Genomic DNA, 25,173 nt, shown 5'->3' on the forward strand with positions numbered 1-25,173 from the left:
GGTCAACGGGGGCTCCTGACGGTGATGACGTGGGCGGGCTCGTAACCGGGGTCGAGCCGGACGTAGTTGTGCTGGCTCCAGCTCCAGTCGGCGCCGGTGATCTCGTCGTGGGCCACGAACGAGTCGTGCCAGCTGAGGCCGAGGGCGGGCATGTCGAGGTGGATCATCGTCTCCCGCGCCCCGTGGGGGTCGAGGTTGATGATGGTGATGACGACGTCGGTCCCCCCGTCGGGCAGCAGCGCCCGCTTGGAGAACACGAGGACGTGGTCGTCCTCGCTCTCGTGGATCGTGACGTTGCGCAGCAGTTGCAGTGCGGGGTGCTCGCGCCGGATCTCGTTGAGCCGGGTGATGTACGGCGCCAGGGTGGTGCCGTCGGCGTCGTGCTTCTTCCAGTCGCGGATCCGGATCTGGTACTTCTCGGAGTCGAGGTACTCCTCCGAGCCCGGCTTCACCGCGACGTGCTCGAACAGCTCGTAGCCGGCGTACACGCCCCAGCTCGGCGACCCGGTGGCGGCGAGCGCGGCACGGATCTTGAACGCCGCCGGGCCGCCGTACTGCAGGAACGCGTGCAGGATGTCGGGGGTGTTGACGAAGAAGTTCGGCCGCATCAGGTGGTCGGACTCGCTCGAGACCTCGACGAGGTAGTCCTCGATCTCGCGCTTGCCCGTGCGCCACGTGAAGTAGGTGTAGCTCTGGTGGTAGCCGACGGCACCGAGGCCGTGCATCATCGCGGGCTTGGTGAACGCCTCGGAGAGGAAGAGCACGTCGGGATCGGTGCGCCGGACCTCCGCGAGCAGCCACTCCCAGAAGGCCAGCGGCTTGGTGTGCGGGTTGTCGACGCGGAAGATCCGCACGCCGTGGGCCATCCAGAGCTTCACGATCCGCAGCACCTCGCGGCAGATGCCGGCGGGGTCGTTGTCGAAGTTGACCGGGTAGATGTCCTGGTACTTCTTCGGCGGGTTCTCGGCGTAGGCGATCGTGCCGTCGGCGCGCGTGGTGAAGAACTGCGGGTGGGTGGTCACCCACGGGTGGTCGGGGGCCGCCTGCAGGGCGAGGTCGAGCGCGACCTCGAGGTCGAGCTCCCTGGCCCGCGCGACGAAGGCGTCGAAGTCGTCGAAGGTGCCGAGGTCGGGGTGGATCGCGTCGTGGCCGCCGTCCTTGCTCCCGATGGCCCACGGCGAGCCCGTGTCGTCCGGCCCCGGCGTGAGGGTGTTGTTGGGGCCCTTGCGGTTGACCTCGCCGATCGGGTGGATCGGCGGCAGGTAGAGCACGTCGAAGCCCATCTCGGCGACCCGGTCGAGCCGCTCGATGGCGGTGAGGAACGTCCCGCTGGTGACCTTGCCGGTCTTCTCGTCGACGGCGGCGCCCTCGGAGCGGGGGAAGAACTCGTACCAGCTGCCGAAGAGGGCGCGGACCCGGTCGGCCCGGAAGCGGAACGGCCCGCTCGTCGAGACCAGCTCGCGCAACGGGTGCGCCAGCAGCACGGCGCCGAGCCCGGGGTCCTGGAGCGCCGCCAGCCGCGCGGCGACCGGCCGCTCGGTGTCGGTGGCGGCCGCGATGCCGCCCTGCACGAGCGCCTTGGTCGCCTTGTCGAGCTTGTCCGGGCCCTTGCCCGCGGCGACCCGCTCGAGCAGCAGCCGGGCCTCGGTGAACATCAGCTCGACGTCCACGCCGGCCGGGATCTTGATGCCGGCGTCGTGCTGCCAGGTGGCGATCGGGTCCGACCAGGACTGGATCTCGAAGGTCCACTCGCCCTCGACGTCGGGCGTGACGTGGGCGACGTACCGGTTGGGCTCCTCGCCGTCGGCGACCATCCGCACCGGGGCGCGGCGCTTGCCGGCCGGGTCGGTGGTGACCACCTCGGCGGCGAGCTGGTCGTGGCCCTCGCGGAACACGGCCGCGCGGACCGGCATCGGCTCGCCGACCGTCGCCTTCGCCGACTGCCGACCGAGGTCCACCACGGGGGAGACGTCCATCACGGGTATGCGTCCAACCATGTCCCCACACTTGCGAACGCCGGACAGCGACGCAAGCCGCGACACCGTTCGTCCCACCCTTGTGGCCATTTTCTTGGATCGATCCAAGAAATGCCCTACGGTCGGTGACCGTGCGAGCGTTCCGACGATTCACCGTCCGTCCCGTCCTGCCCGAGCCCCTGGGTGCGCTGTCCGTCCTGGCCGGCAACCTGCGCTGGTCGTGGCACCCACCGACCCAGGACGTCTTCGCCGCGATCGACGCCCGGCTGTGGCGCGACGTGGCCGGCGACCCGGTCCGCTTCCTCGGCGCAGTCAGCCGCGAGCGGCTCGACGAGCTCGTCGAGGACGGCGACTTCCGCAACCGCCTCGACGCCGCGCACGCCGACCTCGAGCGCTACCTCACCGAGGACCGCTGGTACGCCCGCAAGGCCGGTGCCGACGCGCCCCGGGCGATCGCGTACTTCTCCTCCGAGTTCGGCATCACCGCCGTGCTCCCGCAGTACTCCGGCGGCCTGGGCATCCTCGCCGGCGACCACCTCAAGGCGTCGTCCGACCTCGGCATCCCTCTGGTGGGCGTCGGGCTCTTCTACCGCCACGGGTACTTCAAGCAGGCGCTCGACCGCGACGGCTGGCAGCAGGAGAGCTACCCGGTCCTCGACCCCGACGAGCTGCCCCTGACGGTGCTCCGCGAGCCCGACGGCTCGCGAGCCACCGTCTCGCTGGCGCTGCCGGACGGACCCGACCTCCTGGCGCGCATCCTCGTGGCCCACGTCGGCCGCGTCCCGCTGCTGCTCCTCGACACCGACATCGAGGAGAACAGCGCCCACTACCGCGACGTCACCGACCGGCTCTACGGCGGCAACTCCGAGCACCGGCTGCGCCAGGAGCTGCTCCTCGGCGTGGGCGGCGTGCGCGCGCTGCGGGTCTGGTCGCGCATCACCGGTGCCCCGGCGCCGGAGGTCTTCCACGCCAACGAGGGCCACGCCGGCTTCCTTGGCGTCGAGCGGATCCGCGAGCTCACCGTCGCCGAGGACGGCCCGCACCTCGACTTCGACACCGCGCTCGAGGTCTCGCGCGCCGGCACGGTCTTCACGACTCACACGCCGGTCCCGGCCGGCATCGACCGGTTCCCGCGCGAGCTGGTCTCGCAGTACTTCGGCGGCAGCTCGCCGACTCCCGGCGTCCCGGTGGACCGCGTGCTCGCACTCGGCGCGGAGGACTACGAGGGCGGCGACGCCGGCGTGTTCAACATGGCCGTGATGGGCTTCCGCCTGGCCCAGCGCGCCAACGGCGTCTCCCAGCTCCACGGCCACGTGTCGCGCGGGATGTTCAACGGCCTGTGGCCGGCCTTCGACGAGGCAGAGGTGCCGATCTCCTCGATCACCAACGGCGTCCACGGCCCGACCTGGATCGCCCGCGAGGTCATCGAGCTCGCCGCCAGCCGCGGTGCCGACATCGACGGCGACGACACCGACGCCCTCTGGCCGATGGTCGACCAGATCGGCGACCGCGAGATCTGGGACCTCAAGCGCGCCCTGCGTACCCGCTTCATCGACGACGCCCGCAGCCGGATGCGCCGCTCGGCCATCAAGCGGGGCCTGGCTCCTGCCGAGACCACCTGGATCGACACCGCCCTCGACCCCGACGTGCTGACGATCGGCTTCGCGCGTCGCGTGCCGACGTACAAGCGGCTCACGCTGATGCTGCGCGACCCGGCCCGCCTCAAGAAGCTGCTGCTCGACCCCGAGCGCCCGATCCAGCTCGTCATCGCCGGCAAGGCCCACCCCGCCGACGAGACCGGCAAGCGACTCATCCAGGAGATGGTGCGCTTCGCCGACGACCCGGAGATCCGGCACCGCATCGCGTTCCTGCCCAACTACGACATCGCGATGGCGCAGCCGCTCTACCCCGGCTGCGACGTGTGGCTCAACAACCCGCTGCGCCCCTACGAGGCGTGCGGCACGTCCGGCATGAAGGCCGCGCTCAACGGCGGCCTGAACCTGTCGATCCTCGACGGCTGGTGGGACGAGTGGTACGACGGCAACAACGGCTGGGCGATCCCGTCGGCCGACGGCATCGACGACCCCGACCGTCGTGACGACCTCGAGGCCAACGCGCTCTACGACCTGCTCGAGACCGACGTGGTGCCGCGCTTCTACGAGACCAACCACGAGGGCGTCCCGCCGCGCTGGCTGGAGATGGTGCGCCACACGCTGAAGTCGCTCGGCCCCAAGGTGCTGGCCACCCGCCAGGTCCGCGACTACGTCCGTGAGCTCTACGCCCCCGCCGCGCAGACCTCGCGCTCGCTCAACGCCGACTACACCGGTGCCCGCACCCTGTCCGGCTGGAAGTCCGAGGTCCGCGCCGCCTGGCCCGGCGTCCGGGTCGAGCACCTCGACTCCGAGGGTGCCGGTGACCAGGCCGAGGTCGGCGCGACGCTCGCCGTCCGCGCCTGGGTCGCGCTCGGCGCGCTCTCACCCGACGACGTGTCCGTCCAGGCCGTGCACGGCCGGATCGGCGCCGACGACGAGCTGACCGCCACCACGATCACGCCGATGACGGTCGGAGAGTCCTACGACGGCAACCGCCACCGCTTCGACGCCACCGTCCCGCTGGAGGTCTCCGGAGCCTTCGGCTACACGGTCCGCGTCGTGCCCCGCAACGCCGCGCTCGCCTCGGTCGCCGAGCTCGGGCTGGTGGCCGAGCCCGCCTGAGCCCGGGCGGGCCGGTCTCGTCAGGCGCAGCTGCCCGGCCTGCTGGCGACGGAACGACGCAGGGGCACGCGGGAGACCTTCTTGAGTCGTGTGCCGACGAGCCGGTAGGTGGTCTGCTCACCCCGGCGGCTGCTGAGGTCGAACCGGTGGACCAGCAGCCGTCCGTCCTCGCACCGGAAGCCGCCCTGGCCGCTGTCCTCCGCGAACGCCGAGAGCACCACCGGCCGGCCCTCGAGGGTGACGGGTCGCAGCTTGCCCGTGCGGTGGGTGAAGAGGGCGTACCCGCGGGCGGACATCGAGTAGACGGGGTGGCCGAAGTCGACGAGCACCTCGACCGCGACCGATCCCAGCCCGTTGCTCGCGGGCCGGGCCCGGACGCCGCTCGACGTGAAACCGGCAGGCAGCTGGCCCGTGCCCTCCACCTCGTGGCGGCCGACGGTCGTCGAGACGACGTACTCCGTCTCGGAGGTGAAGGTGACGGTCGACCCGCTCGGCGCCTCGGCCGTCGCGGGCGGCAGTCCCACGAGGCTCCAGGCGAGCACGACGACTGCGGTCAGCACGGGGGATCGATTCACGACGCTCCTCGGAGGGGGACCAGTGCACCGAGGCTAGGGAGCGGTCGCCGACCACTCCCGCCATCGCGCACGGATGTCCCTCAAACGCGCGATACGAGGACGCGCCGGCTCACCTAGCCTCGACCGATGCAGCCACGAACCGTCGCCCCGGTCCTGCTCGCGCTCGTCGCCATGTGCCTCCCGTGCGGCGGAGCAGCAGCACGCGAGGCGCCGGCTGCGGTCGAGGACCCCCGGGGAGACGTTCGGATCTACACGTCGGTGACGGGTCTGACCCGGGCCCAGCGCACGTCGATCGACCTGCGCCGGGTCATCATCACGCCGCGCGCGAGCTCGGTGCGGATCACGGTCAGGATGAAGGCCGTGCCCCGCCGCATGCCGGTCGACCAGATGGTGTTCCTGGCCCTGGCGCCGGCACCGGGTTCGAGCGGGACCGGCCGCGGCGACATCGGCCTCAGCCCGCAGAAGCCCGGCCTGTCCTACGCCGCCCTCGACACCGACGGCACCGGGACGTCCTGGGAGTCCTGCGACCCGATGCGGGTGGAGGTACGTCGCCCTGCGGGCGAGGTCCGTCTCGACGTGCCTCTCCGGTGCATCCCTGTGGGCGAGGTGACGGTCGAGGTGAGGTCGCTGACCGGCTACTTCCGATCCGACTCCGCGCGCCCGTGGTCGAGCGACCGGGTGAGGTTTCCGGACCCGGTCGTGATGCGGTGACTGGCCGCCCGACGCTGGGGATCTCCGGACGCGCGGGCGGGAGCCGTCGTACGGTCACGTCGTGATGACCTCCCGGGCGCTCCGTGTCGCAGCAGCCGTCCTCGTCTACGCCGGGGTGGGCCTGAGCCTCGCGGAGCGCTCGGACGCCTCGCCCGAGGGCGTGGCGTCGCGGTCGGTGACGGCCCCGCGAGCGGACCGGCTGGTCTGGGCGGCGTCGGGAACAGGGCTGCGCAACCTCCACGTCCGCTCGTCGCGCACGGACGGGACCAGGGTCCGCCAGGTGTACGACAACGCCCGCGGCTTCACGATGAGACTGGTGCCCAGCCCGAACGGTCGGCGGGTCGCGTTCGTGACCTGCTGCCGCGACGACCTGCCGCTGCTCGTGGTCGCGCCGACCAGTGGCGGACCCCACCTCGCCCCGCTGGAGGACCATCCCGAGCTCGAGGCAGCGGACGGCATCGGATGGTCGTTCGACGGTCGGAGCCTGGCCTTCACGGCGATCGTCCAGGAGGGAGAGCAGCGGATCGCCTCGCTCTGGACGATCCGGTTGGACGGCTCGGACCTCCAGCACGTGCTCACGCTGGGCGACGTGCTGGGTGAGGACGCACCCAGTCTTCTCGACACTGTGGTGTGGACCGACGAGGGGATCCTCTTCTCGAACGTCGGGAAGCTGATGCTGGCCCACGACGGCACGTCGAGCCCGGTGATGGGTGGTGTGTGGTCGGTGAGCTCATCCGCCGACGGGCGGCGCCTGGTCCTGCTCCGGGGCACGCGGTGGCGACACGAGGTGTGGCTGTCCCGGGCTGACGGGAGCGGTGCCACGAAGGTGGCGCAGTGGCGACTCCGCGAGCCGACCACCTACGTCGAGGTCGCTGCGAACCACGACGGGTCACGGCTGCTGGCGTTGCGATCCGACGGATACTCGTACTCGCCCGAGAGCGCGTGGGTCGCGTGGGACGTCAGGAAGGGGCTGCGCTCGGCCGAGGTGCTTCCGGTGCCTGACGACACGTCCGTCCTGGCGTGGCACTGACCTAGCCGAAGGTCAGCACGAGCCCGATCGCCGTCGGGACCACCCCGAGGAGCAACCAGGGCGACAGCACCGGCTTGCCGTGGATCGCGCGACCGGCGGCGACCGCGGCGGCGCCGAAGATCCCGGCGATCACGTTGAGCCCGACCTTCGAGGACGTGGGGGAGTCGTCCAGCATCACTGCCGCCACCACGAGGCCGACCACGAGGTGCAGGATCGTCGTCACGGCGAGCGTCGACATCACCCACTTCTGCACCCGGGCGAGGTCGCGGGCGTCCTTCTCGGGGTCCTTGATGACCTGACGCGGCGCGTTCATGTCGAGGAGGTGGCCGCGCCCCTTCTCGGTACGTCGTGCGGGAACGCTGCTGGCCATGTCCCCATCCTCTCAGTTCGGGCGCACTCACGGCGACTCGGTGCAGACTGCGCAAGTGCGATCAAGCGGGCGGGCACCGGCGGCACGAGGGTGGTGGACATGACGACAGCGGCCGACACCTTCGCCGCGTTCCTCGACACCCTGGCCGAGACGCTCGACCTGGGCAGCGAGGAGCGGGCGCGGCGGCTCCACCTCTCCCGCTTCCACCTCGACCGCGTGGTGTCGGCGACCGGGGGCGAGCCACCGGAGCGGATGCGACGCCGCCTGCTGCTCGAGCGCGCGGCGTACCGCCTCGTGACGGGCGACGCACAGGTGGTCGACATCGCGTTCGAGGCGGGCTTCGGGTCCCACGAGGCGTTCACGAGGGCGTTCACGCGGGAGTACGGCACCGCCCCGAGCCGCTGGCGCCAGCACCCCACCCGGACCCAGATCACGGGTCCGAGCGGCGTGCACTTCCACCCGCCGGGCAGCCTGCGGCTGCCCACCGCACGAAAGGTGACACCGATGGACCTGATGACGCGCATGATCGAGCACCACCTCTGGCTGACCGGCGAGATGATCGACCGCGCCGGGGGCCTGACCGACGAGCAGCTCGACGCCCCCATCGAGGTGCCGATCGGCACCATCGACGACGACATGACGATCCGCTCGGTGCTCGGCCGGCTCGTCGGCCAGCTCGCCCAGTGGAACGCCGCCGTCGCGCAGCGCCGCTACGACTGGGACCAGGAGCGCGGCAAGTCGCTGAGCACCCTGCGCCGCGAGCTCGCGGACGAGGGGTCGGCCTTCCTCGCCCAGGTGCGCACGACGATCGACGAGGGCCGTCTCGACGACACCTTCGTCGACGTCACGTGCGACCCGCCCAAGGTCTACACCTACGGCGGGATGGTCGCCCACGTGCTTACCTTCGCCGCCGTGCGCCGGCTCGTGGTCCTCGGTGCCTTCGAGACGCTCGGCATCACCGACCTCGACGCCGGCGACCCGATGGAGTGGGTCGCCGAGCCCGCGTGAGCGCTCAGGTCTCGCGGAGCACCAGCACGGAGCGGGACTGGAGCGGGAGCGACTCTCCCGCGACCACGGTCGTCCCGAGCGCCAGGGCCGGGTTGGTCGAGAGCACGACCTCGCCGTGGTGCACCCACTGGTTCTCGGGCAGCACCAGCTCGACGTCGTCGCCGGAGTTGAGCCAGATCATGAAGGACTTGTCGCGGACCTGGGCGCCGCGCCGGTCGGGGGAGCGCAGGGGAGCGCCGTTGAGGAACATCCCGACCGTGCGGACCGAGTCGTCGTTCCAGTCGGCGGTCGTCATCTCCCGGCCGGCGGGGTGCACCCAGAGCAGGTCCTTGATGCCGCCCTTGATGGTCGGGCGCCCCTCGAACCAGTGCCGCTGGCGCAGCACCGGGTGCTCGCGACGCAAACGCAGCGCGGCCTTGGTGATCTCGTAGACGTCGAGCCAGGCGTCGTCGGGGCGCCAGTCGATCCACGACGTCTCGTTGTCCTGTCCGTAGGCGTTGTTGTTGCCGCCCTGCGTGCGCCCGCGCTCGTCGCCGGCGGTCAGCATCGGCACGCCGCTGGAGAAGCACAGCGTCGCCATCAGGTTCGCGGCCTGGCGACGACGCAGGGCGATGATCGACTCGTCGTCGGTCTCGCCCTCGACGCCGTAGTTCCACGACCGGTTGTTGTCGGTCCCGTCGCGGTTGTCCTCGCCGTTGGCCTCGTTGTGCTTGGAGTTGTACGACACCAGGTCCCGCAGCGTGAAGCCGTCGTGCGCGGTGACGAAGTTGACCGAGGCGTAGGGCGAGCGACCGTCGTCGGCGTACAGGTCGCTCGAGCCGGCGAGTCGCGTCGCGACGGTGCGGACGCCGGCGGACTGGCCGCGCCAGAAGTCGCGCATCGTGTCGCGGAACTGGTCGTTCCACTCGATCCAGGGCGGGGGGAACTCGCCGACCCGGTAGCCGTCCATCGAGGCGTCCCACGGCTCGGCGATGAGCTTCACGTGGCGCAGCACGGGGTCCTGGCCGATCGCGGTGAGCAGGTGGCTGCCCATGTCGACGACCTGGTCGGTGCGGGTGATGGCGCTCATCAGGTCGAAGCGGAAGCCGTCGACGTGCATCTCGTTGACCCAGTAGCGCAGCGAGTCGAGGATCAGGCGCAGGCTCTGGGTGTGGGTGGAGTCGACCGTGTTGCCGCAGCCGGTGACGTCCCAGTAGGTGACGGGCATCGGCTCCTCGCCGGCCACCGGCGGCGGCGGCACGACCCGCTGGTAGTAGCCGCGGTCGTCGAGGCCGCGGAAGCTCAGCGTCGGCCCGCGCGGTCCCGCCTCGGCCGTGTGGTTGTAGACGACGTCGAGGATGACCTCGAGGCCGGCCTCGTGGAAGGCCTTCACCATCTGCTTGAACTCGGTGACCTGCTGGCCGCGGTCACCCGCCTGCGAGTACGCGTTGTGCGGGGCGAAGAAGCACAGCGAGTTGTAGCCCCAGTAGTTCGCCAGTCCCCGTTCGGAGAGCGCCGGCTCGGAGAAGAACTGGTGGATCGGCAGCAGCTCGATCGCGGTCACCCCGAGGTCCCGGAGGTAGTCCGTCACCGCGGGCGTCGCGAGCCCGGCGTAGGTCCCGCGGAGCTCCTCGGGCACCCGGTCGTGCAACGCGGTCATGCCCTTGACGTGCGCCTCGTAGATGACGGTGTCGCGCCAGCGTCGCCGCGGCGAGGTGTCCCCGCCCCACTGGAAGTCGTCGTAGACCACGACGCTGCGCGGCATGAAGGGCGCGGAGTCGAGGTCGCTCATCGTCGCGGGGTCGCCGATGACGTAGCCGAAGATGGCGTCGTCGACGACGAGGTCGCCCGAGACGGCCTTGCCGTAGGGGTCGAGCAGGAGCTTGGCGGCGTTGAACCGCAGGCCGGCCGCGGGATCCCACGGACCGGCGGCGCGGTAGCCGTACCGGGTCCCGGGCGCGACGCCGGGCAGCGCCCCGTGCCACACCCCCAGCGAGCGCTCGGTGAGGCGGTGGCGCACCTCGTTGCCGTCGTCGTCGAAGACGCACACCCACACCGACTCCGCTGCGGGTGCGTAGACCGCGAAGTTGGTCGCCTCCCGCGCCCAGGTGGCGCCCAGGGGGTAGTTGCGTCCCGGCCAGACCGTCATGGTCTCGCCGTCGTGGTTCCAGACGGTGGTGGTCTCGGGAGGCGGAGTCACCGGGTCATTGTGGTGGACGTCTCCGGGCACGGCACAATGCGGCACGCGCACCATGACGGTGCCCACACCGTGTGCCTGCCGCACCCGAGGAAGAGGAGCCACCATGGAGTTCGTCTCGATCGACGTGACCGACGGAGTCGCCGTCCTGCGACTGGACCGTCCCAAGATGAACGCGATCAGCCTCCAGGTGCAGGCCGACCTCCGCGAGGCCGCGGCCGAGCTGACCGAGCGCGACGACGTGCGCGCCGTGGTGGTCTGGGGCGGCGAGCGCGTCTTCGCGGCGGGCAACGACGTCAAGGAGATGGTCGACTGGACCTACGCCGACATGGTGAGGGCCTCGGCGTCGGTCAGCTCCGCGACCACCGCGATCGCGCGGATCCCCAAGCCGGTCGTCGCCGCCGTCAACGGGTACGCCCTGGGCGGGGGCTGTGAGCTGGCGCTGGCCGCCGACTGGCGCTTCGTGGCCGAGGACGCGGTGCTCGGCCAGCCCGAGGTGCTGCTCGGGATCATCCCGGGCGCCGGCGGCACGCAGCGCCTGACGCGGCTCGTCGGGACCGCGAAGGCGAAGGACATCATCTTCACGGGCCGCTTCGTCAAGGCCGACGAGGCCCTGCGCATCGGCCTCGCCGACCGCGTCGTGCCGGCCGAGCAGGTGCTCGCCGAGGCAGTGGCGTACGCCGGCCAGTTCAGCAACGCGGCCGCGCTCGCGATCCGCGCCGCCAAGGAGTGCATCGACCGGGGGAGCGAGGTCGACCTCGACACCGGCCTGGAGATCGAGCGCCAGCAGTTCGCCGGCGTCTTCGCGACCGAGGACCGTGTCCTCGGCATAGCCTCCTTCGTTGAGAGCGGGCCGGGCAAGGCCACGTTCGTGGGCCGCTGACGATGCCCGACACGAAGAAGGAGAGATCGACTGTGGCTACCAAGATCCGGGCGACGCTCGCCCAGCTCCTGTGGCTGGTGTGCGCCCTGGCGGCGTTGGTGCTGGCGCTGGGCGCGCTGCTGATCGCCCTCGACGCCAACCGCTCGAACGCGCTGGTGGGCTGGATCCTCGACGCCGCCGACTTCGTCGACCTCGGGGTCTTCTCGCGGGTCGACGGGATCAAGCAGTTCCGCGGCGACGGAGCCGGCATCAAGAACGCGCTGTTCAACTGGGGCCTGGGTGCGATCGCGTGGCTGGTCGTCGGGCGGCTCCTGGACCGCATCATCAAGCCCTGAGGCCGGCCAGCCCGCGTCCGCACAGCGGACGTCCGGATGCTGGACGCGGTGTATCTCGATGTGTAACTCCATGTCACGTTTGTGGCGGTCGTCACCCGGGAGGGGTACGGCCTGACATGAAGTTCTCTTGGGAGGAACCCGCATGAAGCTCAAGTCCAGCCTTGCCCTGCTCGGGACGCTCGCCGTCACGACGACCGCGCTCACCGCGCTCGCCGCTCCGGCGGGCGCCGCATCCGGCGCCCTCGCCTATGCCTGCAAGGACCCGCTCAACCGTGACTTCACCTTCACGGTCGAGGCCGACACGAACGCTCCCGCAGCGGTGAAGGTCGGGCAGTCGTTCACCCCCACGGTCACCGCCAAGGTGACCGTTCCCAGTGCGCTGCGCGAGACCCTCGCCGGCCTGGGCGCTGCCACGGTCGAGGGCGGCACCAACGCGGCCGGCGAGTCGACGTCCTTCGGGTTCGCCGTCGACGGTGCGGCAGGCCAGCTGCCCGCGACGGTTCCCGTCACCCCGGTCCCCGCCTCGGGCGACCTGGTGGTGCCGGCGACCGCCGTCGGCACGGCGATCACGCCCGCGGCCGTGGGCACCGTGAAGCTCACCGCCGGCAACTTCACAGCGGTGCTGGCCGGCAAGACCACGAGCGGTGGCGCCAGCACCCTGTCGCCCTACAAGGTGACGTGCACGCTCAACCCGGGCCAGGACGCCACGGTGGACACCGTGGCCGTGACCGCTGACGGCACCGTGCCGCCGACCGCGGCGCAGGAGACGACCACGAAGGTGAAGGCGTCCTACGCCAAGAAGGCGAAGAAGATCGTCGCCACCGTGAAGGTCGGCTCCGACGACAAGGCCGCCACCGGCAAGGCCAAGGTCCTGGTGAAGCTGGGGAAGAAGACGGTCAAGAAGCTGACCGTCTCGGTCAAGGGCGGCAAGGCCAGGGCCGTCGTGAAGAACGTGACGAAGCCCGGCACCTACAAGGTCACCGTCTCCTACGCCGGTGACGACACGCACGAGAAGTCGAAGGGCAAGGCGACCGTCAAGGTCTCCTGAGCTGCCTCGAACGCCCCGCCGGGTCCTGCACCCGGCGGGGCGTTCGTCTGCCCCCGGGCGGGCGGGCACGTAGCCTTGGAGCCATGTCGGCACTCTCTCGGTCGCTCGTCGCGGTGTCCCTCGCGGCAGCCCTCACGGTCGCCGGCGCCAGGGCGACGCCGGCCTCGGCCGACGGCCCGACAGGTGCCCGGCCGAGCGCGCGGGTGGCGACCTCCACGACCTCGGTCGTCCTCAGCACGACCCGCTCGGCCTACGGCCAGACGGTCACCGCCACCGCCGCGGTGGCCACGTCGACCGGTCGTGCCGACGGCGACGTCTACGTCTCCGTCGACGGCGTGGCCAGCAAGGTCAACCTCAGTGCCACCGGCAGCGCCACCGTGGTCCTGCCCGACGCACCCGTCGGCGACCACGCCGTCACCGCCACGTTCGTGCCGCAGTTCCCGGTGGACCAGCAGGGCAGCACCTCGCCCGCGCAGGCGTGGACCGTCGGCCAGGTCCGCACCCGGCTGTTCGTCGACGTGCAGGGCCGTGGCCTGCGGATCCCGACCGTCGTCCGGGTCGAGGCAGGCGGCGAGTACGGCAGCACGCCCACGGGCCGCGTCACGATCACCCTGGAGCGGATCGGCACGGGCCGTACGACCGTCCGCACCAAGGTGCTGCCGCGCGAGGGTGTCGTCGAGGCCCGCTACGGCAGGCTGCCGAGGGGCGGATACCGCAGCGTGGTGACGTACGCCGGCGACGCGGAGCACCTGCCGGAGAAGCGGGTGCAGCGGTTCCGCGTGCGTCAGCGCTAGGCGTCGGCCGGGCAACGGTGCGACCCTGACAGTGTCACTGTGAGGATCCCCACCCCGGACCCCGTTCCGGTGGGGGCTGACTCGCTAGTAACGTCACGAGCACACCCGAGTGCACAGGAGGGGCCGCGAGGCCACACCACCATGAACATTGTTGTCTGTGTGAAGTACGTGCCGGACGCCACGGCCGACCGCAAGTTCGAGGACGACAACACCGTCGACCGCGTCGGGGTCGACGGCCTGCTGTCCGAGCTCGACGAGTACGCCGTGGAGCAGGCGCTCCAGTTCCGTGAGAAGCGCGAGGGTGAGGAGATCACCGTGACCGCGCTGACCGTCGGCCCCGAGAAGGCCGTGGACGCGGTCCGCAAGTCGCTGCAGATGGGTGCCGACGCCGGCGTCCACGTGCTCGACGACGCGATCGCGGGCTCCGACTACCTCGGGACGTCGCTGGTCCTGGCCAAGGCGATCGAGAAGATCAAGGCCGACACCGGCGCCGACCTGGTGATCTGCGGGATGGCCTCGACCGACGCCTCCGGCTCGGTCGTGCCGGCCATGGTCGCCGAGCGCCTCGGCCTGCCGCAGGTCACGCTGGCCTCCGTGGTGGAGTCGCAGGGCGACCAGGTCCGGATCAAGCGCGACAACGAGGGCTCGACCGAGGTCATCGGCGCGACCCTGCCGATCGTGCTGTCCGTGACCGACCAGTCCGGCGAGGCCCGCTACCCCTCCTTCAAGGGCATCATGGCCGCGAAGAAGAAGCCGCTCGAGACCTGGTCGCTGTCCGACCTGGGTGTCGACGCCGGCGAGGTCGGCCTGTCGGTCGCGTTCTCGCAGGTCGAGGACACCACCGCCCGCCCGCCGCGCACGGCCGGCGAGGTCGTCACCGACGAGGACGGCTCGGGCGCCGGTGCGCTGGTCGAGTTCCTCGCGTCCAAGAAGTTCATCTGAGCAGGATTGGGGAGCCGACTGATGTCTGAGGTTCTTGTTGTCATCGACCACGCCGAGGGCGAGGTCAAGAAGCCGACCTACGAGCTGCTGACGATCGCGCGCCGCCTCGGCGAGCCGTCCGCGGTGTTCTTCGGCTCGCCCGAGCAGGGCGACGCCGTGGCGGAGAAGGTCAAGAAGTACGGCGCCGCGAAGGTCTACGTCGTCGACGACGCCCAGATCAAGGGCTTCCTCGTCGCGCCGAAGGCCGAGGCGCTGCAGCAGCTGGCCGAGAAGACCAGCCCGGCCGCGATCCTGCTGCCCTCCACGTTCGAGAACAAGGAGGTCGGCGCCCGGCTGGCGATCAAGATCGGCTCGGGCCTGATCACCGACGCCGTCGACGTCACTGATGGCGGCGTGACCACGCAGAGCGTGTTCGCGGGCAACTTCACGGTGCAGGCCAAGGTCACGACCGGCACGCCGATCATCACCGTCAAGCCGAACTCGGCCGCCCCGGAGGAGTCCGAGGGAGCCGGTACGGTCGAGGCGTTCGCCGTGACCGTGTCCGACGCCGCGAAGGGTGCGCAGATCGTGGCCACCCAGCCGCGCCAGTCGACCGGTCGCCCGGAGCTGACCGAGGCCGCGATCGTGGTCTCCGGCGGTCGTGGGACCGGCGGCAACTTCGAGCCCGTCGAGGGCTTCGCCGACTCGATCGGCGCCGCCGTGGGAGCCTCGCGTGCCGCGGTCGACTCGGGCTGGATGCCGCACGCGTTCCAGGTGGGGCAGACCGGCAAGACGGTCTCGCCGCAGCTCTACGTCGCCAACGGCATCTCGGGTGCGATCCAGCACCGTGCCGGCATGCAGACCTCGAAGACCATCGTCGCGGTCAACAAGGACCCCGAGGCGCCGATCTTCGAGCTCGTCGACTTCGGTGTCGTGGGCGACCTGCACACCGTGCTGCCCGCCGCCACCGAGCAGATCGCTGCTCGCAAGGGCTGATCACGCACGACCACGACGGCCCGGCAGCGACGCTGCCGGGCCGTCGTCGTGTCACCAGCGGCTGCGGCGCGCGGTCCACGTGTCGCCGGTCCGCACGATCCGGACGGCGTAGCCCCGGCCGTTGCGGCCGAGCACGGCGAACCGGTAGGGCACGTCGAACGTCGAGGCCGTCGCCTTTCGGCACGCGACGTCCGGTGTCGGCAGTCCGGCGCGCGACAGCCGCGTCCAGCCGCTCGCCGACGAGTGCTGCAGGACGGTCGGCCAGCCCCGATGACGGCTCGCAGCCGTGAGCAGCACGGCGCCGTCGGGTCCGTCGGGCACGACCACGTCGCACCGGCCGGTCACCCCGCCGGGCAGGGTCACCACCCCGCGCTCGGGGGAGATGACGTGGGTCCGGGTGCGGCCGGGGACGGCGACGTAGCGCGCGTCCGGCGACAGGCCGACCGGGTGCCTCCCGGACCTCAGCACCTGCCAGGCGACGCCGTCGCGTGTGGTGAGCACCAGGCCGCGCCCGCTGCACCGCAGCCGGACCGCCACCACGGCCATCGGGTCGGCCGTCCAGTTGTCACCCCAGCTGCATCGCCCGGGTGGGTCCAGCACGACGGCGGGCGCGCCCCAGGACTGCGCGACGGGGTCGTACAGCTGGGCCTGGAGCACGCCACCCGGGCCGCCGGCCACCGCGATGAGGGGGACCCCCGGCGCGGTGAAGAAGTCGCGGTAGAGCCCGTGCTCGTGGTCGACGAGCCCGGGGGCCGAGCTCGGCGCGACCTCGGTCACGGCCCACGGTGCCGTGTCGTCGGGCCGGGAGATGACCGCGCGACCGGCAGGGCCGGAGAGGTCGCCGAACCAGGCCGTGGTCGAGTCGACGTTGGCGAGGCTGCTGTCGGTGCAGGCGTCGGCGAGGGGCACGTCCTGGCGCACCGGCGCCGCGTCGCCGGTCTGCGTCAGCACGACCAGTCCGCACTTCCTGCGCGACACCGCGGCGCCGTACATGAACGACACCTGCTCCGCGTCGCTGATGGTCGCCGTGACCGTGTACTCCTGGCCCTCGGCGTCGAGCCTGTGGGCGGCGAAGCCCGCAGGGGTGCGCGTGAGGTACCCGCCGTGCTGGGGCCACACGGCCTTGAGGCCGTCGGGGGAGATGCCGGGCTCCTCGTAGGCCTCACCCTCCAGCTGCCGCGACGTCCACGTGACCGCGTCGGCGGACCAGATCGCGCGGGACGCAGTCGGCGCCTGGTCCTCGTAGTACCCGTAGCGGTCGCACTTCGCGATGACGGCGACGGCACCGTTCGCCGTCCGGGCATCGACGTCGCCGCAGAAGAGGTGGCGACGCTGGAGCACGACGGTGCGGGTGCCCCAGGCGCCGGTGGCCGCGTCGCGGCGCTTGGCCCAGACGGTGCGGTAGCGCTTCGCGGCCCACACGCGCAGCAGGTCGCCGTCGACCAGCGTCAGCTCGACGCCCCCGCGGATCTCCCGCGGGAGCGCGGCAGCCGACCCCGGCGCCGACCCCACCACCGACGGAGTACTGGCGGAGGCCGTCGGTGGCGTGGCCAGGACCGCTGCCGTCAGTGCCGCTGTCGTGACCGCCGAGAGCAGCGCACCGAGGAACCCCGTCGTCCGAGCCATGCCGTCACGACACTCCGCGGAAGAAGGTCGGCGGCTCGACGATGTCGCCGATCGGCGCGGCCTTGACCCACCGGTCCGCGCCCTTGCCGCCGATGCGGATGCGGCGGTCCGCGACGTTGTTGGTGGTGTCGGACTCGGTGAGGTTGCGCTCGGGGTTGCCCTCGACGCGGATGTAGTAGACCCCGTTGGGCAGGTCGCCGATCTTGAAGGCCTGGCCCGCGCGGTACTGCGCGTAGGTGTCGCCGGAGCCGGAGGCGAGCACCTCGCGGATCGAGAGGGCGCCCTCGTCGCCGCAGGCGGTGGCGAGGTCGGTGTTCTCGGGCTGCCAGTCCGCGCCCGGGACGGTGTAGTCGACCGCGTCGGTGTTGGCCAGGCAGAACGACTGCTTGCGGGACTTGGAGACGTACTTCTTGTTCGCGTCGAGCAGGTCGTAGCGCGCGAAGTCCTCGAAGTGCCAGTGGTTGTGGTTGGCGTGGTGGAACTCCATGGTCCCGACCTGCTGGTAGCCGGTCTGGTTGCCGTCGGTGTCGAAGAAGTACTGGTAGGCGTCCATGACCTCGGCGTCACGACGACGGAAGCCGTCGATCACGAGCGGGCTGCTGCCGGCGTTCCAGACCGTGGCGGAGAAGCGCAGGGTCGTGGCCTTGCGGTTGAGCTCGATCCCGAAGGCCGGCAGCGACCGGAGGTCGGGCACCGCACCGGCGGCGCTGCCGCCGGCCTTCTCGGTCGGGCGCGCACCGGGTCGTCCGTAGCGACCCAGGTGGCCGGGCTCCGACGCGTGTCCGCCGGCCCTGCCGCAGTCCTGGCACCCCTCGGCCTCGACCACGTTCATCCGGGTCGAGGTGGTGGCGGTCGCGGCGGTGAGGCCGAAGGCCGACCAGTACCGCTTGGCCACCCGGGACTCGACGACGTACGTGCCGGGGCCGATCGGGAGCGGGCGGAGGCCGGAGGACTCGAACACGTTGGCGGCCCAGCCCTGCTGCACGCCCATCACCGACCCGAGCGTGAAGGGGCTGTAGGGGCAGTAGCGCGGGTACGGCGACGTGGCGGGCGCGTCCGGGCGGGCGCGCTCGCCGGTGGCGGCGAGGCACGCGTCGAGGCTGCGGTGCACGACCTTCCTGCTGGAGCCCACCTTGCGGACGTCCAGGACGATGAAGCCGTCGATGCCGGTGAAGTCCTTCATCGACCCCGCCGGGAGCCGCGTGGTGCCGGTGGGCGTGCGGACCTCGGAGACGATCGGGTCTTCGAAGGACGCGCGGTGCGACCAGACCTCGACGTTCGAGTCGGGCGCGATGACCCGCAGGCCGAAGGGCGGGTAGGTCCGACCCCCCTCGCTGAAGGCCTCCACACGGTCCGGGGCCCACAGCTGGATCCTCGCCTGGGCGTCGGCGGCGCGGGCCGAGGACGCGGCGGTGGTGGTGGCGGTGGGCGCGGCGGTGGCGGTGGTCGCGGCGGCGACGCCGGTGGCGGCGAGGCCGACGACGAGCAGGCCGGATCCGAGGCTCGAGAGCAGGGCACGGGGTGTCATGTCTCTGTAGACGTCCACTGGGGGTGGATTGGTTGCGTCTCGCCCTACGCTCATCCGCATGAGCAGCGAGGAATCCGTCCGCGAGGTCGCCGTGCGTGCCCGGACCGCGAGCCACGAGCTCGCCCTGGCGACGCGTGCCACCAAGGACGCCGCCCTGCACGCGATGGCCGACTCCCTGCTGTCAGGTGCGCCCGCGATCCTGGCCGCGAACGCCGAGGACGTCGCCCGCGCCGAGGGTGCCGGCACGCCAACCAACATCGTCGACCGCCTGCGCCTCGACGACGACCGGCTCACCGGGATGGCCCAGGGCCTGCGCGACGTCGCCGGCCTGCCCGACCCGGTGGGGGAGGTGCTGCGGGGCAGCACCCTGGCCAACGGCCTCGAGCTGCGGCAGGTGCGGGTCCCGTTCGGAGTCGTCGGGATGATCTACGAGGCCCGCCCCAACGTCACCGCGGACGCCGCCGGCATCTGCCTCAAGGCCGGCAACGCCGTGCTGCTGCGCGGGTCGTCGAGCGCGCGCTCGAGCAACGCCGCGATCGTCGACGCCATGCGCGGGGCCGTCGCCGCCAGCGGCCTGCCCGCGGACGTCGTCCAGCTCGTGCCGGGGGACACCCACGACAGCGTGAAGGCGCTGATGCGTGCGCGCGGCCTCGTCGACGTGCTGATCCCGCGCGGCGGGGCGGGCCTGATCCGCAGCGTCGTGGAGGAGTCGACGGTGCCCGTCATCGAGACCGGCGTGGGCAACTGCCACGTCTACGTCGACGCGTCGGCGGACATCGAGGAGGCGCTCGCGATCGTGATGAACTCCAAGACCCACCGCACCAGCGTCTGCAACGCGGCCGAGTCCCTGCTGGTCCACGAGGACGTCGCCGACGAGTTCGTGCCGCTCGTGGTCGAGGCGCTGCAGGCCGCAGGGGTGCTCGTCCACGGCGACCACACGTTCGCGGAGTACGACGACGTGGTGCCGGCGACCGACGAGGACCACGCGGCCGAGTTCCTGGGCCTGGAGATCTCGGCCGCCGTCGTCGCCGACGTCGAGGGCGCGATCGACCACATCCGCCGGTTCTCCTCGGGCCACACCGAGGCGATCCTCGCCCGCGACCAGGCCACGATCCGCCGCTTCGTGGCGGCCGTGGACTCGGCCGCGGTGATGGTCAACGCCTCCACGCGCTTCACCGACGGCGGCGAGCTCGGCTTCGGTGCGGAGATCGGGATCTCGACCCAGAAGCTGCACGCGCGCGGCCCGATGGGACTGCCCGAGATGACCTCGAGCAAGTACGTCGTGGTCGGCGCGGGCCACGTCCGGTGATGCCGGTAGGCTGAGGTCCATGCTGAGCACCGTCATCACGCTGGCCGCCGAGGCGGAGTCCGAGCCCGCCATCTCCCCCTACGCCGTGGGTGGCATCGCCCTGGCCCTGCTCGTCGTGCTCCTCCTGGCCGTGATCTCCTTCGGCGGCGGGCGCGAGCACAGCTGACCCCCGGTGGTGACGATGCGTCGCGTCGGCGTGATGGGTGGCACCTTCGACCCCATCCACCACGGCCACCTCGTGGCAGCCTCCGAGGTCCAGGCGTGGTTCGACCTCGACGAGGTGCTGTTCGTGCCGACCGGCGACCCGTGGCAGAAGAGCGACCGCGAGGTCACCGGTGCCGAGCACCGCTACCTGATGACCGTGGTGGCCACAGCGGCCAACCCGCGCTTCAACGTCTCCCGCGTCGACATCGACCGCGAGGGCAAGACCTACACGATCGACACGCTGCGCGACCTCCGCGCCGAGATGCCCGACGCGGAGCTCTTCTTCATCACCGGCGCGGACGCGCTCGCCGACATCTTCACCTGGCGTGACGCCGACGAGCTCTTCGAGCTCGCGAACTTCGTCGGCGTCACCCGGCCCGGCTACGCGATGGACCCCGAGGCGCTGGCCAAGATCCCGTCCGAGAGGGTGACCATGGTCGAGATCCCGGCCCTGGCCATCTCCTCCACCGACTGTCGCGACCGCAAGCGGCGCGGCGAACCCGTCTGGTACCTCGTGCCCGACGGCGTCGTGCAGTACATCGCCAAGCACGACCTCTACACGGCGCCCACCACCAGCGCCGGCACCTCCACCAGCAAGGACTCTGCATGACTGCCACCGACCACGCCCTCGACCTCGTCGCCGTCGCGGCCCAGGCCGCCCACGACAAGAAGGCCGAGCAGGTCCTGGCCTTCGACGTGAGCGACCAGCTCGCGATCACCGACGCCTTCGTGCTCGCCAGCGCCAACAACGAGCGCGCGGTCGGCGCCATCGTCGACGAGGTCGAGGACAAGCTCCGCGAGCACGGCGCCAAGCCGATCCGCCGCGAGGGCCACAAGGAGGGCCGTTGGGTGCTGCTCGACTACGGCGAGATCGTCGTGCACGTCCAGCACGAGGAGGAGCGCTCGTTCTACGCCCTCGAGCGGCTCTGGAGCGACTGCCCGCTCATCCCGCTGACGCTCACGTGACCCGGCCGTGAGCCGCCGGCTCGTCCTGCTGCGCCACGGCCGGACCGAGTGGAACCACGCCCTGCGCGCCCAGGGCCACTCCGACGTGCCCCTCGACGCCGAGGGGGAGGCGCAGGCCAAGGCCGTGGCGCCCGTCCTGGCCGCGATGGACCCGGTCGCGGTCTGGACCTCCGACCTGGCCCGCGCCTCCGGCACCGCGCGTGCGGTCGCCGACCAGGCCGGGCTCGAGCCGGTCCACGACGCCCGGCTGCGCGAGTTCTCGATGGGCACCAACCGCGTCGGCCTCACGCTCCAGGAGTACGCCGACCAGCACCCCGTCGAGCACGCCGCGCTCGTCGCCGGCGACATCGGCGCGATCCCCGGCCGGGAGAGCGACGAGCAGGTGCTCGCGCGGTTCCTGCCCGCCCTGACGTCGTACGCCGACGAGCTCGCCGACGGCGAGACCGGGATCCTCGTCTCCCACGGAGCGGCGATCCGGGTCGCCGTGCCCGCGTTCCTCGGCTGGCCGGCCGGCGTCGACCAGTCCCTCGGCGTGCTCGCCAACTGCGGCTGGGTCGAGCTCGAGCACTCGGTCGGCACCTGGACCCCCTCGGACGCGCGGTGGCGGCTGAGGGCCTGGAACCGCGTGGTGTCGTGAGCGAGCGCGCCCGCGAGGTCGACGTACGCCTCAGCCGACAGGTGGCACGGGTGATGGACGACGCCGTCACCGTCCCGGGCACCCGCGTCGGCCTCGGTCTCGACGCGCTGATCGGGCTGGTGCCCGGCATCGGCGACGCCCTGGGCAGTGCGCTGTCGGGCGTGATCGTGCGTGACGCGATCCGCGCCCGGGTGCCGATGACCGTCCTCGCCCGGATGGGCCTCAACCTCGTCCTCGACGCCCTCCTGGGGCTCGTGCCCGGGATCGGAGACCTCCTCGACGTCGCCCACCGGGCCAACCGCAAGAACCTCCGCCTCCTGCTCCGCGAGGTCGAGCGGGAGCCGCTGCGCGAGCCGCCGAGCACGGCGTACGTCGCCGGCGCCGTGGCCCTCATGCTCGTCCCGCTGCTCGCCGGCGTGGCCGCCGCGGTGCTCGGGATCTGGCTCGTCTGGCGCCTCGTCACCTGACGGGGGACCCCGATTTCACCTCGCTGTCGGTGTCGGCTAATGTTCTCGTCGTTGTCCTCCCGGCTCCACGGGAGGACGATGTTGGGGCTGTGGCGCAGCTGGTAGCGCATCTGCATGGCATGCAGAGGGTCAGGGGTTCGAGTCCCCTCAGCTCCACCGACCGAGAAGGCCGGATCCGTGAGGGTCCGGCCTTCGTCGCGTCCGGTCCGAATCGGCGTTTTCTGTGACCAGTGGCACCATGACGCCATGACCGCGAACGACGTCTCCACCAGCACCGACCACGGCACCGTGCTCACCGGCACCGAGGCCCACATCGAGGCCACCGAGAAGTACGCCGCGCACAACTACCACCCGCTCCCGGTCGTGCTCTCCGAGGGCGACGGCGCCTGGGTGGTCGACGTCGACGGCAAGCGCTACCTCGACTGCCTCGCGGGCTACTCCGCGCTCAACTTCGGCCACTCCAACCAGCGCCTCGTCGCGGTGGCCCGCGAGCAGCTGGGCCACCTGACGCTCACCAGCCGCGCGTTCTTCAACGACAAGCTCAGCGGCTTCGCCGTGGCGCTGGCGCGGCTCACCGGCAAGGACATGATCCTGCCGATGAACTCCGGGGCCGAGGCCGTGGAGACCGCCATCAAGGTCAGCCGCAAGTGGGGCTACGAGGTCAAGGGCGTGCCGGCCGGCCAGGCCACGATCATCACGATGGAGGGCAACTTCCACGGCCGCACCACCACGATCGTCAGCTTCTCCGACGACGAGGTCGCGACGTCGGGCTACGCGCCCTTCACCACCGGCTTCCGCCGCGTGAAGTACGGCGACATCGCCTCCGTCGCCGCGGCCATCGACGACACCACCGTCGCCGTGCTCTTCGAGCCGATCCAGGGCGAGGGCGGTGTGGTCATGCCGCCCGAGGGCTTCCTCACCGAGCTCCGCGCGCTGTGCACCGAGCGCAACGTGCTGATGGTGGCCGACGAGATCCAGTCGGGCCTGGCCCGCTCGGGCAGGACGTTCGCGTGCGACCACGAGGACGTCGTCCCCGACATCTACGTCATGGGCAAGGCCCTCGGCGGCGGCATCTACCCCGTCTCCGCGATCGCGGCGAACCACGACGTCATGGACGTCATCACGCCCGGTTCGCACGGCTCGACCTTCGGCGGCAACCCGCTCGCCGCGGCCATCGGCACCGAGGTCGTCGCGATGCTGGAGGAGGGCACCTTCCAGGCCCGCTCCACCGAGATCGGTGCCCTCCTGGAGGCCGGCTTCCGCCCGCTCGTGGGCCGGGGCCTCTCCGACGTACGCGTCCGGGGTGCGTGGGCCGGCATCGACATCGACCCGACCCTGATGTCCGGGCGCCAGATGTCGGAGGCGCTGATGGCGCGCGGCATCCTGGCCAAGGACACCCACGGCTCGACCGTCCGGTTCGCCCCGCCGCTGGTCGCCAGCGACGAGGACATCGCCGGTCTGGTCGCCGCGGTCGCCGAGATCCTCGCGGGCTGAGCCGGACGCGCCGGTGGCCGCCCGCTTCGACCACCTCGTCGTCGCCGTCGAGGACCTCGACGAGGCGGCGTGCCGCTGGCGCGCGGCCGGCGTCCCCGCCGAGCGAGGGGGAGCGCACCCCGTCGGCACGGAGAACGTCCTCGTCCGTGGTCCCGGCGCTGCCTATGTCGAGCTGATCGCTGCCGGCTCGGACGAGTCCAACCCGTGGCTCGACCGCATCCGCGTCGCCCGCGGGCCGATCTCCTGGGCGATCGCGGTCGACGACATCGACGCGGCGCGCGCCGCCCTGGTGGAGGCCGGCCTCGACCCCGACCCGCCCGTCCCCGGCTCACGGCGTACGCCGGCGGGCGAGCTCGTCGAGTGGCGCGTGTGCGACCTCGCCGCGGGGCCGTACGACGACGCCCTCCCGTTCCTCATCGAGTGGATCACCCCGATGCCGGCCGGGCCCGCCAACGGTGCCGTCGTGGAGTCGGTCGCGCTGACGCCGCCGGACCCCGACCGCGTCGCCGACGTGCTGCTGGCGCTGGGCTTCGTCGGCTCCCGGCACTGGCCGCGGAGGGTCTTCCACGACGCCGGGACCGAGGTCGTGGTGTCGTTGGCACCGATCGGTGAGCCCGTCCAGGTGCCCGGATCCATCTCGTTCATGGGGTCGGACGGACCGGACGACGGCCCCGCCACCTCGGTCGGTCTGGCGCTGCCGGTCCAGGAGACGGCGAGCCTGACGCTCGACGGCCTCGCCGTGCACCTCAGTCCCGACGAGCGGCGGTTCGCCGCGAGTGCGCTCCTGCCGGCGGTCGAGGCGGTCTTCTCCCGACTACGGGGAGACCTCGCCGACTGGCCCGACCCGCACCCGGGAGGGCGGGCGCCGCTCGAGGAGGAGTACTCCCGCGTCACCGACCCGGCGCGGTACCGGCTGCTCGCCGCCCGTGCCGATGCCTGGATCGGGGCCGTCGTCGGAGCCGGCCTGGGCACGGCCGAGGCGGTCGACCCGAGCGCGGTGTCCTGGCTCGCCGAGCAGCACCTGCCGCCGAGCCGCACGGTCGTGCTCCGCGGTGCGCCCGGCACCCAGCCCATCTCCGTGGGCCTGCTGGACGACGAGACGTTCGTGCAGGTCGGCGTCGGCGACCCGGCCGAGGTGCTGCTCCGCGAGCCCGTCTGCGGCTGCGACGCCTGCGACGACGGGTCGGCCCGCCTGCTCGCGTCGATCGACGAGGCCTTCCTGCTGGCCCTCGGCGGTGGCGTCTACGCCGTGCGTGACCGCGCGAACGTCGTCAGGCGCTCCCTCGACGGCTGGAGCTCCACCGGGGTGACCGGTCCGGAGGCCGAGCGCTGGCTGGCCGAGGCCGCCGACGGGGTGCGTGTGGACGGCGTCGTGCGCGGGGACGCCTGGCTCTGATCGAGCAGG

The 25,173-nt window shown here is 71.8% G+C and carries 24 protein-coding genes and 1 tRNA gene; 19 read left to right on the forward strand and 6 right to left on the reverse strand.

The genetic code is table 11. The features are described from left to right. Positions 1-2: 2 nt before the first annotated feature. Positions 3-1,997, reverse strand: a complete 1,995-nt coding sequence (locus EUA93_RS19330) for an alpha-1,4-glucan--maltose-1-phosphate maltosyltransferase (RefSeq protein WP_129401976.1) — start codon at positions 1,995-1,997, stop codon at positions 3-5. A gap of 110 nt (positions 1,998-2,107) precedes the next feature. Between EUA93_RS19330 and glgP the strand changes: the two genes are divergently transcribed. After that, entirely contained in the window at positions 2,108-4,690 is a 2,583-nt protein-coding gene (gene glgP / locus EUA93_RS19335) for an alpha-glucan family phosphorylase (RefSeq protein WP_129401977.1), read from the forward strand. A 20-nt stretch (positions 4,691-4,710) separates the two neighbouring features. Here the strand turns inward: glgP and EUA93_RS19340 are convergent, their stop codons facing one another. Continuing rightward, entirely contained in the window at positions 4,711-5,265 is a 555-nt protein-coding gene (locus EUA93_RS19340; RefSeq protein ID WP_129401978.1) for a hypothetical protein, read from the reverse strand. Between the two features lie 126 nt (positions 5,266-5,391). Between EUA93_RS19340 and EUA93_RS19345 the strand changes: the two genes are divergently transcribed. Together EUA93_RS19345 and EUA93_RS19350 are read left to right on the forward strand one after the other, a co-directional pair. Further along, complete coding sequence (locus EUA93_RS19345; protein WP_129401979.1) at positions 5,392-5,976, forward strand: hypothetical protein; 585 nt, start codon at positions 5,392-5,394, stop codon at positions 5,974-5,976. A gap of 61 nt (positions 5,977-6,037) precedes the next feature. Beyond that, positions 6,038-7,006, forward strand: a complete 969-nt coding sequence (locus EUA93_RS19350) for a hypothetical protein (RefSeq protein WP_129401980.1) — start codon at positions 6,038-6,040, stop codon at positions 7,004-7,006. A 1-nt stretch (position 7,007) separates the two neighbouring features. On the opposite strand, the gene EUA93_RS19355 is transcribed toward EUA93_RS19350, so the two are convergent. Then, positions 7,008-7,376, reverse strand: coding sequence for a hypothetical protein (locus tag EUA93_RS19355; RefSeq protein ID WP_129401981.1), 369 nt, complete (start codon positions 7,374-7,376; stop codon positions 7,008-7,010). Between the two features lie 99 nt (positions 7,377-7,475). Between EUA93_RS19355 and EUA93_RS19360 the strand changes: the two genes are divergently transcribed. Continuing rightward, complete coding sequence (locus EUA93_RS19360) at positions 7,476-8,384, forward strand: helix-turn-helix transcriptional regulator (protein ID WP_129401982.1); 909 nt, start codon at positions 7,476-7,478, stop codon at positions 8,382-8,384. A gap of 4 nt (positions 8,385-8,388) precedes the next feature. On the opposite strand, the gene glgX is transcribed toward EUA93_RS19360, so the two are convergent. Next, positions 8,389-10,563, reverse strand: a complete 2,175-nt coding sequence (gene glgX / locus EUA93_RS19365; RefSeq protein WP_242497522.1) for a glycogen debranching protein GlgX — start codon at positions 10,561-10,563, stop codon at positions 8,389-8,391. Between the two features lie 103 nt (positions 10,564-10,666). On the opposite strand from glgX, the gene EUA93_RS19370 reads away from it, so the two are divergent. From EUA93_RS19370 to EUA93_RS19395, 6 genes are all read left to right on the forward strand, one after another. Continuing rightward, positions 10,667-11,443 carry an enoyl-CoA hydratase/isomerase family protein gene (locus EUA93_RS19370; protein ID WP_129401983.1) on the forward strand — a complete coding sequence of 259 codons (777 nt, stop codon included), beginning with the start codon at positions 10,667-10,669 and terminating at the stop codon, positions 11,441-11,443. Between the two features lie 32 nt (positions 11,444-11,475). Next, a complete protein-coding gene (locus EUA93_RS19375) occupies positions 11,476-11,778 on the forward strand; it encodes a hypothetical protein (protein ID WP_242497523.1) in 303 nt (100 codons plus the stop codon). A 142-nt stretch (positions 11,779-11,920) separates the two neighbouring features. Continuing rightward, entirely contained in the window at positions 11,921-12,826 is a 906-nt protein-coding gene (locus EUA93_RS19380; protein ID WP_129401985.1) for a DUF6801 domain-containing protein, read from the forward strand. An 83-nt stretch (positions 12,827-12,909) separates the two neighbouring features. Beyond that, entirely contained in the window at positions 12,910-13,620 is a 711-nt protein-coding gene (locus EUA93_RS19385; protein ID WP_129401986.1) for an Ig-like domain repeat protein, read from the forward strand. 159 nt (positions 13,621-13,779) lie between these two features. Next, positions 13,780-14,562 carry an electron transfer flavoprotein subunit beta/FixA family protein gene (locus tag EUA93_RS19390; RefSeq protein ID WP_242497524.1) on the forward strand — a complete coding sequence of 261 codons (783 nt, stop codon included), beginning with the start codon at positions 13,780-13,782 and terminating at the stop codon, positions 14,560-14,562. Positions 14,563-14,583: 21 nt separating this feature from the next. Further along, positions 14,584-15,537 carry an electron transfer flavoprotein subunit alpha/FixB family protein gene (locus tag EUA93_RS19395; protein WP_129401988.1) on the forward strand — a complete coding sequence of 318 codons (954 nt, stop codon included), beginning with the start codon at positions 14,584-14,586 and terminating at the stop codon, positions 15,535-15,537. 51 nt (positions 15,538-15,588) lie between these two features. Here EUA93_RS19395 and EUA93_RS19400 read toward each other — a convergent pair whose 3' ends face one another. After that, entirely contained in the window at positions 15,589-17,163 is a 1,575-nt protein-coding gene (locus EUA93_RS19400; protein ID WP_129401989.1) for a hypothetical protein, read from the reverse strand. Between the two features lie 4 nt (positions 17,164-17,167). Continuing rightward, the gene (locus tag EUA93_RS19405; RefSeq protein WP_129401990.1) at positions 17,168-18,691 is read right to left on the reverse strand and encodes a lysyl oxidase family protein; all 1,524 of its coding nucleotides are present in this window, start codon (positions 18,689-18,691) and stop codon (positions 17,168-17,170) included. Positions 18,692-18,749: 58 nt separating this feature from the next. Between EUA93_RS19405 and EUA93_RS19410 the strand changes: the two genes are divergently transcribed. The 9 genes from EUA93_RS19410 (at position 18,750) to EUA93_RS19445 (ending at position 25,164) form a co-directional block, all read left to right on the forward strand. Continuing rightward, the gene (locus EUA93_RS19410) at positions 18,750-20,000 is read left to right on the forward strand and encodes a glutamate-5-semialdehyde dehydrogenase (protein ID WP_129401991.1); all 1,251 of its coding nucleotides are present in this window, start codon (positions 18,750-18,752) and stop codon (positions 19,998-20,000) included. A 19-nt stretch (positions 20,001-20,019) separates the two neighbouring features. Next, positions 20,020-20,166: a hypothetical protein gene (locus tag EUA93_RS21690; RefSeq protein ID WP_165355238.1), complete on the forward strand. Its 147-nt coding sequence runs from the start codon at positions 20,020-20,022 to the stop codon at positions 20,164-20,166. 15 nt (positions 20,167-20,181) lie between these two features. Continuing rightward, a complete protein-coding gene (gene nadD, locus EUA93_RS19415) occupies positions 20,182-20,814 on the forward strand; it encodes a nicotinate-nucleotide adenylyltransferase (RefSeq protein ID WP_129402062.1) in 633 nt (210 codons plus the stop codon). Then, positions 20,811-21,170, forward strand: coding sequence for a ribosome silencing factor (gene rsfS, locus EUA93_RS19420; protein WP_129401992.1), 360 nt, complete (start codon positions 20,811-20,813; stop codon positions 21,168-21,170). Before nadD ends, rsfS begins: the two co-directional genes overlap by 4 nt. Before the next feature lie 7 nt (positions 21,171-21,177). Then, positions 21,178-21,807 carry a histidine phosphatase family protein gene (locus EUA93_RS19425; RefSeq protein ID WP_129401993.1) on the forward strand — a complete coding sequence of 210 codons (630 nt, stop codon included), beginning with the start codon at positions 21,178-21,180 and terminating at the stop codon, positions 21,805-21,807. Beyond that, entirely contained in the window at positions 21,804-22,274 is a 471-nt protein-coding gene (locus tag EUA93_RS19430) for a DUF4112 domain-containing protein (RefSeq protein WP_207208865.1), read from the forward strand. The genes EUA93_RS19425 and EUA93_RS19430 overlap by 4 nt, the downstream gene beginning before the upstream one ends. Positions 22,275-22,357: 83 nt before the next feature. Beyond that, a tRNA-Ala gene (locus EUA93_RS19435) sits at positions 22,358-22,430 on the forward strand. 90 nt (positions 22,431-22,520) lie between these two features. Continuing rightward, positions 22,521-23,768, forward strand: a complete 1,248-nt coding sequence (rocD, locus tag EUA93_RS19440) for an ornithine--oxo-acid transaminase (protein ID WP_129401994.1) — start codon at positions 22,521-22,523, stop codon at positions 23,766-23,768. Positions 23,769-23,781: 13 nt separating this feature from the next. Further along, positions 23,782-25,164: a DUF6226 family protein gene (locus EUA93_RS19445; RefSeq protein ID WP_129401995.1), complete on the forward strand. Its 1,383-nt coding sequence runs from the start codon at positions 23,782-23,784 to the stop codon at positions 25,162-25,164. Positions 25,165-25,173: the final 9 nt, after the last annotated feature.

The organism is Nocardioides oleivorans (assembly GCF_004137255.1).
GTDB lineage: Bacteria > Actinomycetota > Actinomycetes > Propionibacteriales > Nocardioidaceae > Nocardioides > Nocardioides oleivorans.